At 56.6% G+C, this 14,711-nt stretch carries 6 protein-coding genes (1 of these 6 running past the window's edge); 3 read left to right on the top strand and 3 right to left on the bottom strand.

Annotated features, from left to right (window positions below; all coding sequences use genetic code 11):
• Nucleotides 1-313 precede the first annotated feature (313 nt).
• Entirely contained in the window at nt 314-1,063 is a 750-nt protein-coding gene (locus Pla100_RS10335; RefSeq protein ID WP_231602921.1) for a hypothetical protein, read from the top strand.
• A 7-nt stretch (nt 1,064-1,070) separates the two neighbouring features.
• Here the strand turns inward: Pla100_RS10335 and aroL are convergent, their stop codons facing one another.
• Complete coding sequence (gene aroL / locus Pla100_RS10330; RefSeq protein WP_146577610.1) at nt 1,071-1,625, bottom strand: shikimate kinase AroL; 555 nt, start codon at nt 1,623-1,625, stop codon at nt 1,071-1,073.
• 60 nt (nt 1,626-1,685) lie between these two features.
• On the opposite strand from aroL, the gene Pla100_RS10325 reads away from it, so the two are divergent.
• Entirely contained in the window at nt 1,686-3,038 is a 1,353-nt protein-coding gene (locus tag Pla100_RS10325; protein WP_197167821.1) for a hypothetical protein, read from the top strand.
• Nucleotides 3,039-3,528: 490 nt separating this feature from the next.
• Here the strand turns inward: Pla100_RS10325 and Pla100_RS10320 are convergent, their stop codons facing one another.
• A complete protein-coding gene (locus Pla100_RS10320) occupies nt 3,529-4,179 on the bottom strand; it encodes a hypothetical protein (protein ID WP_231602920.1) in 651 nt (216 codons plus the stop codon).
• 503 nt (nt 4,180-4,682) lie between these two features.
• Between Pla100_RS10320 and Pla100_RS10315 the strand changes: the two genes are divergently transcribed.
• Nucleotides 4,683-5,564, top strand: a complete 882-nt coding sequence (locus Pla100_RS10315) for a hypothetical protein (RefSeq protein ID WP_146577609.1) — start codon at nt 4,683-4,685, stop codon at nt 5,562-5,564.
• 612 nt (nt 5,565-6,176) lie between these two features.
• On the opposite strand, the gene Pla100_RS31530 is transcribed toward Pla100_RS10315, so the two are convergent.
• On the bottom strand, nt 6,177-14,711 hold the end of the coding sequence (locus tag Pla100_RS31530; RefSeq protein WP_146577608.1) for a VCBS domain-containing protein. Its footprint extends 24,162 nt past the window's final position; the window shows 8,535 of its 32,697 coding nt (coding positions 24,163-32,697); its start codon lies off the right edge, out of view; its stop codon occupies nt 6,177-6,179.

Raw genomic sequence — 14,711 nt, 5'->3', positions numbered from 1 at the left:
GCGTCTGCGTTTTCAAACTCTGTCGCCTGCGGCTTGCCGTTAAACGATTCAATCAACAAGTCCTTGCGCGTCGGGCTTGTTATGCCGCTGTTTCGCCGACCTACGGATGTTCGTGGGCAAATCTTGAACTTTTTTTAAGAAGTCGGCACGAGATGGACGATTAGTCGTAATGAGAACCGGGAAACCTGAGAAACGGATCGTTTGCGAGGTTGTTCTCAAACCAGCGAAACCTCAAGTCCGAAGGACAACTATGAGCGACACGTCGAATGGCTTCGTGTCTCATTCCCGAAACGCTTGATGATGTCCCTCCGTCATGGCAAAACTATCTTTCTCGGTCCACCGGCTTCGTCAGTCGTTGATGATGGCCATTGTGATCCCCGTCGTCGGCATGGCCGCAGGCGTCGGTCTGTTCGACAACCATTCCGCTCACGCCATTGAAGGTACCGAACTGAATGCGTCGGTCGGCCTCTGGGCGCCTTTGCTTCCGGATATTGAAGCCGCAACCACCACAGATGGAGAGTCCATCGGAACGATCGTCGGTCTGCGCGGACATCATCGTTTCGAAGGTTACCGAACAAGCATTGAAGGTGGTGTGCAATACGGCGTCACCGACGATGTGGAGATGTTCGGCTTCGATGCACTGTTGCGTGACACATGGTCGTTCGGAATTGGTGATCTTTCGGCAGGCACTGGATACAGTCAAATGAACTGGAAACAGGAAGGTGCGGGCGGGTTCATCGACAGCGATTACCGCGGTGCAAAAGTGGTCGGCGGATGGGAAACGGCGTTCGGACGACGACCGTTATGGATCGACCTGACGTTGGGGCTTTACGACCTCAACGGGAAATACTCGAACGTCGCCGGAGTCGTCCAAGCCGAGATCGACGAATTCACAACGACTTGGGGATTGGATATCAAATCGGACGTCAAGTTCTTTGGGATTCCCGGTCGCGCCGTGTTCGGGATCACCTATCTGGAAGATTTCACGACATGGAAAGGTGGTGCGATCGGCACGGACGACGCCGTTGTCTTGACAGGTGCGTTGGAATTATTGGTCTACTAGCCTTTGTTCAGATTGATCCGCCGTTAGGGACGACGGCGGCGACGATTTGATCAACGACCGTTTCAATCGATAGTCCGCTAGTATCGATGCGAAGGTCGGCGGCTTCGCGATAAAGAGTCTCTCGCTGAGCCATCACATCGTGGATTTCTTGCAAAACCGGTTGGCCCGTCAATGATGGTCGCCGGTCGCCGGTGGTGGAGTCACTCGAAAGGCGAGCGGCGATCACCTCGGGGTCGGCATCGAGCCAAATGCAAACCCCTGTGTGGCGAATCGTCCGCCGATTTTCTTCGCGTAGAATCGCACCCCCACCTAGCGAAATGACTTGGGCGGGTGCGAGTGCGATTCGCAGCAACGATTCGGTTTCCCGGTTACGAAAACCTGTTTCGTTCTCGCTGGCAAAGATCTCCGCGATGGTCATTTTGGCATCGGTCTCGATCACTTCGTCCAAATCCACGACGGCTCGCTGGAGACGGCCGGCCAAGAGTTTCGCGACCGTGCTCTTGCCGCACCCGCGATAGCCTGTCAAATAGAGGTGCAGACGTTCATTGAATGTTCTTTTCATGACGGTTGACGGTACGTCATCTATTCGGTTTCGGCAACGCCACCCACCCTGGATATTTTCATGTCGGATCTTTTGACAAGTAAGCGATTCATCTGGCTGGCATCGATGACGTTTGTGTTTTTAGCGATCGACCAGTTCTCTGTGCCGGCAAGCGGTCAAACTCCCGAGGTTCCCGCGTCGAATTCACGGTCGTCATCTGCGGTCGACGAGGCTGACATTCCGGAGGCTCTTCAGGGTGATTTCAAGGTTCAAGACATCGCGGCCGCGACCGCTTGGGTGGATCGTTTGAACCTGGCGGATTGGTTGGGGCCATTGGCGCCGCTGGCCTTATCGCCGTTCTTTGGCGTGGCGTGTTTGTCTGGGCTAGCGTTATGGGGGCCCGATGCGATCACCGACAATGCATTGCTCGGCGCTTCCGGGCCTCTTCGCAGTGTACCATTGTTTGTCGTGTTCGCAATTTTGGCGTTGTTGACGAGTGTTCCTCGGCTTTCCAAAGTCAGCAAGCCGTTCGCCCAAGCGATGGACCGGCTCGAGGCCTACGCGGTGGTCGTGATCTTGCTGGCGATCAAACTGACGTCGTCCTACGCCGGGGATGCTTCATCGGGACACGAATTGGTTGTTCTGGCGAGCCCGTTGGAAGCGGCGATTCAAAACCGCCCGATCGTGGTCGAGGCCGGCGTGATCAGCTTCACGGCAGAAACCTTCTTGATGATCGCCATGACGGTGAATCTGTTGGTCATCAACAGCGTCAAGTTCTTCTTCGAGTTTTTAGTTTGGCTGACGCCGTTCCCGACGGTCGACGCGATGTTTGAGATCGCCAACAAGGCGACGTGTGCCGTGTTGATGACGATCTATGCTTTCAGTCCGATGTTGGCGACGGCGATCAACTTGCTCGTCCTTTTTCTCGCGTTGGTCGTCTTTCGCTGGACGGCGCGACGGGTCCGGTTCTATCGAACGATGTTGCTCGACCCGGTGCTGGCGAGATTGTGGCGTGGTTATGGCTTACCTGCTCGTCGGGGACTAATCGTGTTCCCGCAAGATGCGATCGGTCCTTTTCCGGCAAAGAGTTGTCTGCGACTGATGCGAGATTCCGACGAGTCGGGCGGTTGGACGTTGCAGCCTGGTTCGTCCTGGTCGACGATGACATGGTTGCCGACGCCAAGCGGTGGTGCCAAGCGATCGATCAGGCTATCTGCATCGCGACCTCCGAAATGGATTCGAGGTTGGTTAACTCATGCGATTGAAGTGCAACTTGATTCACCCGATGATGACGTGCAAGGCTGTTTCGTGCTGAAGACGAGTCGCCGCCACGACCAACATTTTGCAGTCTTGTCCGAAACGCTTTGTATTGAGGTCGTCGATCAGGCGGAGCAGCGACGCCAGGCGGGAACCTCCAAGATTGAGTTTGCTTAAGAGCCTATCCGAAAAGGGGTCTGACCCTTTGGAGGCGAGTCGATATTGATTGCGTTTCTGGTCTCGCCGGAGAGGGTCAGACCCCTTTTCGGATAGGCTCTTAGCATCGCGTGAACATGAACTGCCGCATTGTAAAAGTGGCATAGGCTTCCAGCCTTTCTATACCCCACATCTTTTTTGACCCCCACGAGCTCGTCTCGTGGGTGAATAAGGTTCGCAAGCTAGACAACGACGCCCTCCCAACCTTCCGATTTTCACTTGAGCTCGCCGCTTCAAGCGGCGAGCACAAGTGAAAATCGGAAGGTTGGGGGAATTGCGGCTCGTGGCTAGCTTGCCAACCTCGGCTTCCTGCCAGACGAGCTGGCAGGGGAGCAATACATGAGGACTTGGGGGGTATAAAAAGGCTGGAAGCCAATGCCACTTATTGTTCAGGCGATGCTAATCATCGCCTACGCCGCTTAGGTGGGGCCGAGAGTTTTGGCGAATTTCGCTACGGTGTGGGTGATGCGAAACACTTGGCAAGTACCCAGTGCGTGGGCAGATAGATGAGGACCGGCAATCCGACAAGCATCATGGTCAGCCATGCCCATCCCGGCATCATCGTTTGCGGAGCCTCGGCGGACATTCCGAAAACGTAGTTCACGTTGGACGGTTGATTGGTGAAACTGAGCACCGCGCCGGGTTCAGGCAATCCGAAGTAACTGATCAACATCGCCGCCCAAGCGGTTAACGTCCACGCCCAGAACGCTCGTTTGTCATATCCCAACTTGGCCACGATCACGATGAGTAAAATCGGCAACCAAAAGTGGAAGAACGAAAGTCCTCGGGCAAACAACGAGATCTCCGGATTGAACATGTAGTCGGTCATTCCGATCACCGGCATCCCCACTAATTGTGTCAGAAAATCGAATTGCCATAGAACCTGAGGCAATGTGATCCCGACCGCCGCCATCGACGCGAAAATCGGCTTTTGGGTCCACACGCTGGCGAGGGTCAGGAACAACGCGATGTCGCAAAAATAAACAAAATTGGTCGGCCCGTACTCGATCCAGTAGTACGGTACAAGCACGGCCATGAACGCGGTGAAGCCGATCTTCAAACTGAAGTGCAGTTGATTTTGGCGTGGGGGAAGGATTGGCACTGTCTCACAGATTCTTGTTGATTCAGACATTTCGGTGGGGTTGGGAGCCGGGGCGATTATCGGTGAAGCAGACATATCGATGCGGTGGTCAGGAGTGAACTGAGTGTTGAGGGGGCGTCGACAAATTAGGCTTGCGGTCCAACGAAGCAAGTTTTGCGACCGACGAACTGGATCAAATCACAAGAGACCAACTCGAACGGTCCGCGGCGCGAGATTTCTAAAAACCACCGCGAACGTCGCATCAAGTCACCGGATGTTGCATGAACGCCACATCGTATCGGCATCGGTCGATGGCTTCCGAGGGAGTCAAAAAGTCAATTCTTTGTTGGTTTTCTACGTGTCAACGATGAATTTCGCCTGTTCGACCCGACTCAGAAGCCGTTCAGCTTACCGATCAGGCACGCGGCGTGCTTGATTCGACGTGAGACAAGGTATCGGGGGCGATGCGAGTGCTGATCACTGGTGTCGTACAACCGTTTTCCCCGTCGACCCGTTGCTCCCGTATGCATGTCGTTCAACTTGCCGAACTCGCGGCCGTCTTGACCCATCATGGTCCGGCCATCCTTTACCGTCATGCGGCGGTACCTCCTGAGGCGATCAATGGATACTGGACGGCGTCGCGTTTGCGTATCGACCTGTGGAACCAGTCGCTCGCCCGATTCACGCGTGCGAAAGCCAGCGGCAACCACTATCGAATGCGATGCTGGTGGCAAGACCATACCGGCGTTCTCGAAGAAGTGTTGGCTAGCGAGGTGCTCACCCGAGTTGTCGCGGCTCTGGCCGATGGGATTGATCGGGCGGGCAATCGGGATGAATTCTCTCCGATCGCTCAAGCTATTCATTTGTCGCATCTAGAAGTCCGCAATCGAGTCCAAGAAGCCATCTTGGATCGTCGAGGATGTGCGGTCCAAGATGCCGTCCGCCTGAACAAGCTACGCGTTGTGGTGGAGAGATGGATCGACGCCTTGATTGGTCACCTATCTGGTGCCGATCCTTCGCTGGTGCGATACGGAATCGACAGTAGTCGAACACGTGCCCATGCCGAAGAAGCTGGAACAATGTCGACGGCTCCAGGACGCGAGACGATTGCTTGGTTGACTCAGGCGTCGATGACTGATGGATTGCGTCGGATCATCGCCAAGACGCCCTCGCTGCCCCATGCGAACCGTGAAGTCGCCAATAGCGCCATGATGATCTTACGACCCGATCTTTTTGACAGCGTCGGAGTTCTCAAGTCGTTGTGGGTACATCGAATCCAAAACGATTCGGATCGAACCGACCAAATGATTCAGGACTACTTGCGACCCGACGTTGACGACTCGGCGACAGTCTCCGCATTCGACGCGATCCACGCAAGCGCCTTGGCCCAGTGGTTTCGGTACTGAGCGAGGCTATGCCATCGATTGGCACTGTGCTTTGGTCATCGACACCTGCATCAGTCATCGTGGCATTTGGTGCCTTTACTAAGGCAATTGATACAAGCCCGACGCGCGAATTTTTAAGTTGCGATTTTGCCTGTGGCATTGGTTTATCGTAACCCGAAGCGTAAGCGAGGGATGAGTCAATATCAATTATCCCTCGCTTACGCAGCGGGTTACGATAAAAGTGCAACTTCAAAAAGCGTGAGCCAGGGATTCATCACCATTAAGTCCTTTGTATGTATCCCTCGCTCACGCTTCGGGTTTCGATGAGGACTAAATCAACAGCCCGCTAGCCGCGGGCATTACGGCAAATAAGCCAGCATTCGGAACCCGTGGCTAGCGCCATCGGCTCACAAAAACTGACGAGCGCACTAAATCAACACGCCGGTAAGCGAGGGGATCTACTCCAAACTTTGCAATACCAGCGACTCCACTCGCTTGTGCGTCGGGCTTGTATGTTTGCGGCGTAGCCGCCATAAGAAGTATTCTGCAAACTTGATTGGTCGTTCGCCCGTTAGCCCTGGTTTCGGATACGCTCGAAGTACTGCGAGTCTCGGAGAGACTCGCCTACGTGTTTCAGGCGTCCTTGCGTTTGTCGAGCAACTCTTCGACGCGGTCTTTGGCGGTTCCGTCGTCACGATACGCATTGATCAACGTCGCCGGATCGAGCATCCGCCAACTCGGGATGCCGGCGTACATCGTCGCCACGAGCATCCCGCCACGTAGTGCCCAAAGCACATAGCCGATCGATGCCAAGCCCAACGTCGTTCCAACCCCGCCGACCAAGAACTCGTGATCATCGTCGTTACCCTTGATCAAATCATCGGACTCCGAAAAAACATACCATGCAAACATCGAGTCTTGGTCGGCCCGAAGTAGGTCGTCACTGAAGGAGGACCCCACATCGAGTTGCGAGAAGCCGAGATCGAAACTGAACGAGCCATTGGCAAACCGGTAGCCACGACCCAAACCTTGGCTTGTACCGGACTGGTTGTTCGACTCACGGGTGCTTGCATCGGCTCCAAAGGAACCATCCGCATTGGCCGAATCGCCGTCTTGGTTGGATTGCTGGGATTTCGCTCTCGCTTGATTGGAGCTACTGCTTTCTTGGCTCTGGCCGCCCGGCAGGTTTTCGCCGTTGCCGTTGGCACCTTCATCGCCACTTCCGGATGAATCGCCGGAGTCATTGCCCGATGAATCCCCGTTGTCACCACCGGTGTCTCCGGTAGCGGAGTTACCGCCGCCGTCGCCCGATCCTCCGCCGCCGTCGCCCGATCCTCCACCCCCTCCGCCCGGATTGCCAGCCTGCACCGCGATGCTGACCGTGGCGATATTCTCGCTATCGAGCAGGCCATCATGGGCTCGGTAGGTGAACGAGTCGGTTCCAAAGAATCCGGCGTTGGGCGTGTAGATCAACGACCCGTCGGGTGCGATCGTCAGCGTTCCGTTGGACGGCTGAGTCACGATCACCATTTCCAACTCGTCGCCGTCGACGTCGGTGTCGTTGCCCGTCGGTTCGGGTGTCGTCAAGGACTTCGATTGGCTCGCTAGCGTGTCGTAGACGTCATTCACCGCCACCGGAGCTTCATTGACATCGAGAACGTTGACCGCGAAGACTTGCGTGCTGGTCGATCCGTCCTGAGACATCGCGAGCACCTCGATCAGATGGCTGGATTGTGTTTCGAAATCCAATCCGCCGAGTGTGGTCACGATGCCGGTGTTCGGATCGATCGCAAAGCGTCCGCCGGCATCGTCGGTCAACGCATACGTGACCAGACTGTTGGTGCCGTCGCCATCGACCGCCGAGACGGTGATGCCGACGAGGACCCCGACACTATTCTCATTGACGTCGTTGGCGTTGACGTCGGCATCGACCGGCACGGTCACGTCGAATTCATCGACGTCGTTCAAGTAGACGGTGAAGGTTTCTTCGTATTGACCACCGAATTGGTCGCTCACTTCCACGGAGATTTGATGCTCGTCGGCATCTTCAAAATCCAGTCGGCTGGAATCCAGTACGGTGATGTTACCGGAGTGGTCGATGGCGAATCGCCCGTCGGCGTCATCGGTCAACTGATAGACAAGATCTTCGTCGGCATCAATGTCACTGGGTGTGACGACTCCGACGAGTTGTCCGTTGGCGAGATTCTCGTCGATCGTCAAGTCCGTCGTGGTGAGATCGAACGGATCGTCGTTGACGCCTTGGATGGTGATGGTGATCTGTTGGGTGGACTGGGCGCCCTGTTCGTCGACGATCGTGTAGGTGAAGACGTCTTGGAGGGTGTCGGTGATGGTTCGCAGTGCCTCGACATCCGGATGATTGTTGTCGACGTTGTAGGCATACAAACCGTTGCTTTGGATGGTGATGTTTCCGTAGAGTCCGTCAACCGGGGCACCCACGAAACCGGTTGCCGCCCCGGTGATTCCTTGGGCGACTCCGACGACATTGGCGGAATCGGTAACATCCAGATCGGTATCGTTGTCAAGCACATTGCCTGTCGGATCGATACCTGGGGTCGTGTTGGCATCACCACCCGCTTCGAGAGCGGTCGCGGTGTCGACCACGGCAACCGGTCCGTCGTTGGTGCCGGTGATCGTCACCGTCACCGTCTCGGTATCCGATAGCGGTGTACCGTCGTCATCGGTGACGCTGACCGTGTAGGTCAACACCAGAGTCTCGCCCTCGGCGAGGAAATCGAATGCTTCGACGCCGGAGTTGAAGTTCCAAGTCAGCGTATTGGTGGTTTCGGTGTTATCTAAGATTGCCGCAGGCGTGATGCTCAAGAACGATTGCAACGTGGCGTTGTCGAGTGTGACCGGAACGCTGCCTGACCCAGTTCCCGAGACAGCCACCGAATCGACCGCCGCCAAGACGTTATCGCTTCGATCGAGATCGGTGACGATGAATGAGCTACTATCGGTCAAACCGGCATCGGTTTCGGTCAACGCCGACGTCGCGGGTCCTCCGGTGATGACGGGCGCGTCGGCGGTACCAGTCACGGTGATGACGACATCTTGCGTGTCGGTGGACCCTTGACTGTCGGTGACCTGAATCGTGTAGGTCAACATCAACGTTTCACCTGTGGCGAGGTAGTCGAATGCTTCGCCGCCCGAGTTGAATCCCCAAGCCAGGGTGTTGCCGGTCTCGGTGGAATCAATGATGTTGGTGGTGGCCGTGAACATGGCTAACAATGCCGCGTTGTCGCTGCCGAGTCCACTGGTGGTGGAGGAGGCGACGACTCCGGTCACGGTGGAAGTCACCACATCAGTCAGATCGAGATCCGTCACGCTGAGCGTCCCGGTGCTGGTCAGCGTTGAGTCCGTTTCCGTCAGGTTTTCAGCGGCGCTGTCACCGGCATCAATGAACACGTTGGGTAGATCATTCGTACCGGTGATCGTCACCGTCACGGATTCGGTATCCGAAAGCGGCGTACCGTCGTCATCGGTGACGCTGACGGTATAGGTCAACAGCAGTGTCTCGCCCTCGGCGAGGAAGTCGAACGCTTCGGTGCCGGAGTTGAAGTTCCAAGTCAGCGTGTTGGTTGTTTGGGTGTTGTCTAAGACCGCGGTGGGCGTGACGCTCAAGAACGATTGCAGCGTGGCATTATCGAGTGTGACCGGAACGCTAGCTGATCCGGTTCCCGAAACAGCCACCGAATCGACCGCCGCCAAAACGTTGTCGCTTTGATCAAGATCGGTGACGGTGAATGAGCCGCTATCGGTCAAACCGGCATCGGTTTCGGTCAACTCCGAAGTCGCGGGGCCACCGGTGATGATGGGCGCGTCGGCGGTTCCGGTGACGGTGACGACGACATCTTGCGTGTCGGTGGTTCCTTGACTGTCGGTGACTTGAATCGTGTAGGTCAGCGTCAACGTCTCGCCGGTGGCGAGGTAGTCGAATGCTTCACCGGCGGAATTAAAACTCCACGTCAGCGTGTCTGTCAGCTCAGTTCCGTCAATCACGTTGGTGGTCGACGTCAACATCGAGAGCAATGCGGCGTTGTTCGAAAGCAATCCAGTCGTGTCGCCCGAGGCCACAACCGCCGAAACCGTCGATGCGACCGAATCACTCAAGTCCAAGTCGCCAACCGACAGCGTAGCTGAACTGATGAGTGTTGAATTAGTTTCGATTAGTGTTCCGGCGGAACTGTCTCCTGCTTCAACTGTGATCACTGGCGTATCGTTGGTGCCATTGATGTTGATGACCACATCCTGCGTATCGCTCGCGCCCTGGCTGTCGGTGACGGTGATCGTGTACGTGAGCGTCAGCGTTTCACCCACGGCCAAATAGTCAAACGATTCACTGGCCGAATCGAAAATCCAAGTCAACGTGTCCGTCAGTTCCGTTGCATCGAGAACATTCGCAGTCGACGTCAGCATCGCCAGCAGTTCCGTGTTGTTCGAGCCCAGTCCAGTGGTAGTTCCGCTGGCCATAACACCAGTAACATTGGAAGTGGCCACGTCGGTTAAGTCGGAATCATCAACGGTGAGTGTTCCCGAAGTCGTCAGCGTCGCGTCCGTTTCGGTCAACATCTCTGCTGCCGAGTCGCTACCTAGTACCGAAACGGTCGGCCCGTCATTCGTTCCCGTAATGGTGACCGTGACCGTCTCGGTATCACTCAGCGGCATGCCGTCGTCATCGGTGACGCTGACCGTGTAGGTCAACACCAGTGTCTCACCGTCAGCGAGGAAATCGAAGGCTTCGGTGCCGGAGTTGAAGTTCCAAGTCAGCGTATTGGTGGTATCGGTGTTATCTAAGATTGCCGCAGGCGTTATGCTCAAGAACGATTGCAACGTGGCGTTGTCGAGCGTGAAGGGAACGCTAGCTGATCCGGTTCCCGAAACAGCCACCGCATCGACCGCCGCCAGAACGCTGTCGCTTTGATCAAGATCGGTAACTATGAACGAACCGCCATCGGTCAAGCCGGCATTGATCTCGATCAACGAAGACGACGCTGGGCCACCGGTGATGACGGGCGCGTCGGCGGTTCCGGTGACGGTGATGACGACATCTTGCGTGTCGGTGGTTCCTTGACTGTCGGTGACCTGAATCGTGTAGGTCAACATCAACGTTTCACCGGTGGCGAGGTAGTCGAATGCTTCGCCGCCGGAGTTGAAGTTCCAAGTCAGGGTGTTGCCGGTCTCGGTGGAATCAATGATGTTGGTGGTGGCCGTGAACATGGCTAACAATGCCGCGTTGTCGCTGCCGAGTCCACTGGTGGTGGAGGAGGCGACGACTCCGGTCACGGTGGAAGTCACCACATCAGTCAGATCGAGATCCGTCACGCTGAGCGTCCCGGTGCTGGTCAGCGTTGAGTCCGTTTCCGTCAGGTTTTCAGCGGCGCTGTCACCGGCATCAATGAACACGTTGGGTAGGTCATTCGTACCGGTGATCGTCACGGTGACGATTTCCGTATCACTCAGTGGCGTGGCGTCGTCATCGGTCACACTGACGGTATAGGTCAACACCAACGTCTCGCCCTCGGCGAGGAAGTCGAATGCTTCGGTGCCGGAGTTGAAGTTCCAAGTCAGGGTGTTGGTTGTTTCGGTGTTATCTAAGATCGCCGCAGGCGTGACGCTCAAGAACGATTGCAGCGTCGCGTTGTCGAGGGTGACGGGAACGCTGCTTGACCCAGTTCCCGAGACAGCCACCGCATCGACCGCCGCCAAAACGTTGTCGCTTTGGTCGAGATCGGTGACGATGAACGAGCCGCTATCGGTCAAACCTGCATCTGATTCGGTCAATGAAGATGACGCCGGTCCTCCGGTGATGGCGGGTGCGTCGGCGGTTCCGTTGATCGTAATGACAACGTCTTGAGTTTCCGTTGTTCCCTGACTATCGGTGACCTGGATCGTGTAGGTCAGCGTGAGCGTCTCGCCGGTGGCGAGGTAGTCGAACGCTTCACCGGCGGAATTAAAATTCCAAGTGAGCGTGTTGCTGGTTTCATTTCCGTCGATGACGTTTGGGGTGCTGGAGAACATCGCTAGCAGGGCGGTGTTGTCGCTGGCCAATCCCGTTGTGGTTCCTCCGGCCACGACGCCGATGACGGACGACGAGACCGTGTCGCTGAGGTTGACGTCGGTGACCGTCAGTGTGCCGCTGCTAGTCAGCGTCGTGTCGGTTTCGTCGAGTGAGGCGGACGCATCGTCGCCAGCTTCGATGGTGATGACCGGGGCGTCATTGCTTCCGGTGATGGTGATCACGACGTCTTGAGTATCGGTGGCGGATTGGCTGTCGGTGACCTGGATCGTGTAGGTGAGCGTCAATGATTCACCCGCCGACAGGTAATTGAACGTTTGACTGCCGGAGTTGAAACTCCAGGTGAGTCGATCGCCCGTCTCGGTCGAATCGAGCACACTGGCGGTGGAGTTGAACATAGCGAGCAGGGCGGCGTTGTCGGAGGTCAAGCCCGTCGTGTTGCCACTGGTAACGACCCCGGTGACGGTGGAACCGACCGAATCGGTCAGATCCAAGTCGGCGACCGATAGCGTGCCGGTGGTGGTGAGCGTCGATCCGTTCTCGCCGAGAGTTTCGGCCGCGCTATCGCCAGCATCGATGAACACGCTTGGCGAATCGTTGGTACCGGTGATTGTCACCGTCACCGTCTCGGTATCGCTCAACGGCGTGGCGTCGTCATCGGTAACGCTAACGGTGTAGGTCAAGACGAGTGTCTCGCCGTCGGCGAGGAAATCGAATGCTTCGGTTCCCGAGTTGAAGTTCCAGGTCAGGGTATTGTTCGTTTCGGTGTTATCTAAGATTGCCGCAGGCGTGACACTCAAGAACGATTGCAACGTGGCGTTGTCGAGTGTGACCGGAACGCTAGCTGATCCGGTTCCCGAAACAGCCACGGAATCGACCGCCGCCAGAACGTTATCGCTTCGATCGAGATCGGTGACAATGAATGTGCCACTATCGGTCAAACCGGCATCGGTTTCGGTCAACGCCGACGTTGCGGGTCCCCCGGTGATGACGGGCGCGTCGGCGGTCCCGGTGACGGTGACGACGACGTCTTGCGTGTCGGTGGTTCCCTGACTATCGGTTATTTGGATCGTGTAGGTTAGCGTCAAGGTCTCGCCGGTGGCGAGATAGTCGAACGTTTCGCCGCCGGAGTTGAATCCCCAAGTCAGAGTGTTGCCGGTCTCGGTGGAACCAAGGACGTTGGTGGTGGCCGTGAACATGGCTAACAATGCCGCGTTGTCGCTGCCGAGTCCACTGGTGGTGGAGGAGGCGACGGCTCCGGTCACGTTGGAGGTCACCACATCAGTCAGATCGAGATCCGTCACGCTGAGCGTCCCGGTGCTGGTCAGCGTTGAGTCCGTTTCCGTCAGGTTTTCAGCGGCGCTGTCACCGGCATCAATGAACACGTTGGGTAGATCATTCGTTCCGGTGATCGTCACCGTCACGGATTCGGTATCCGAAAGCGGCGTACCGTCGTCATCGGTGACGCTGACGGTATAGGTCAACAGCAGTGTCTCGCCCTCGGCGAGGAAGTCGAACGCTTCGACGCCGGAGTTGAAGTTCCAAGTCAGGGTGTTGGTTGTTTGGGTGTTGTCTAAGACCGCGGTGGGCGTGACGCTCAAGAACGATTGCAGCGTGGCATTATCGATTGTGACCGGAACGCTAGCTGATCCGGTTCCCGAAACAGCCACGGAATCGACCGCCGCCAAGACGTTATCGCTTCGATCGAGATCGGTGATGTTGAACGTGCCACTATCGGTCAAACCGGCATCGGTTTCGGTCAACGCCGAAGTCGCCGGTCCTCCGGTGATGGCGGGTGCGTCGGCGGTTCCGTTGATCGTAATGACAACGTCTTGAGTATCCGTTGTTCCCTGACTATCGGTGACCTGGATCGTATAGGTCAGCGTGAGCGTCTCGCCGGTGGCGAGGTAGTCGAATGCTTCACCGGTGGAGTTGAAGTTCCAATTTAGCGTGTTGGCTAACTGGGTACCGTCGATCACGTTCGCTGTCGAAGTCAGCATCGACAACAACGTCGCATTGCTCGAGCCCAATCCAGACGTGTCGCCGGAAGCCACGACCGTTGACACCGTCGAAGCAACCGCGTCACTCAGGTCCAAATCGCCAACCGACAGCGTACCGCTGCTGGTCAGCGTCGAATCGGTTTCGGTCAGGGTTTCAGCGGCGCTGTCTCCGGCATCAACGAACACGTTGGGCAGGTCATTCGTACCGGTGATCGTCACGGTGACGGTTTCCGTATCACTCAGTGGCGTACCGTCGTCATCGGTGACGCTGACGATATAGGTCAACAGTAAGGTTTCGCCCTCAGCGAGGAAGTCGAACGTTTCGGCGCCGGAGTTGAAGTTCCAAGTCAGGGTGTTGGTTGTTTGGGTGTTGTCTAAGATTGCCGTAGGCGTGACGCTCAAGAACGATTGCAGCGTGGCGTTGTCGAGCGTGACCGGAACGCTAGCTGATCCGGTTCCCGAAACAGCCACGGAATCGACCGCCGCCAGAGCGTTATCGCTTTGATCGAGATCGGTGACGGCGAACGTGCCGCTATCCGTCAAGCCAGAATCGGTTTCGGTCAACGCCGAAATCGCCGGTCCTCCGGTGATGACGGGTGCGTCGGCGGTTCCGTTGATCGTAATGACAACGTCTTGAGTATCCGTGGTTCCCTGGCTATCGGTGACTTGAATCGTGTAGGTCAGCGTCAACGTCTCGCCGGTGGCGAGGTAGTCGAACGCTTCACCGGCGGAATTAAAATTCCAAGTGAGCGTGTTGCTGGTTTCATTTCCGTCGATGACGTTTGGGGTGCTGGAGAACATTGCTAGCAAGGCGGCGTTATCGCTGGCCAGTCCCGCTGTGGTTCCGCCGGACACCACTCCGGTGACGGACGACGAGACCGTGTCGCTGAGGTTGACGTCGGTGACCGTCAGTGTGCCCGTGCTGGAAAGGGTTGAATTCGTTTCGTCGAGTGAGGCGGACGCATCGTCGCCAGTTTCGATGGTGATGACCGGGGCATCATTGCTTCCGGTGATGGTGATCACGACGTCTTGAGTATCGGTGGCGGATTGGCTGTCGGTGACCTGGATCGTGTAGGTGAGCGTCAATGATTCGCCTGCCGACAGGTAATCGAACCTTTGACTGCCGGAGTT

Origin of the sequence: Neorhodopirellula pilleata (assembly GCF_007859915.1) — a bacterium.
Taxonomy (GTDB): Bacteria; Planctomycetota; Planctomycetia; order Pirellulales; family Pirellulaceae; genus Rhodopirellula; species Rhodopirellula pilleata.
The sequence above is the reverse complement of the archived record's forward strand: the minus strand, read 5'-3'. Positions and strand labels throughout refer to the sequence as shown.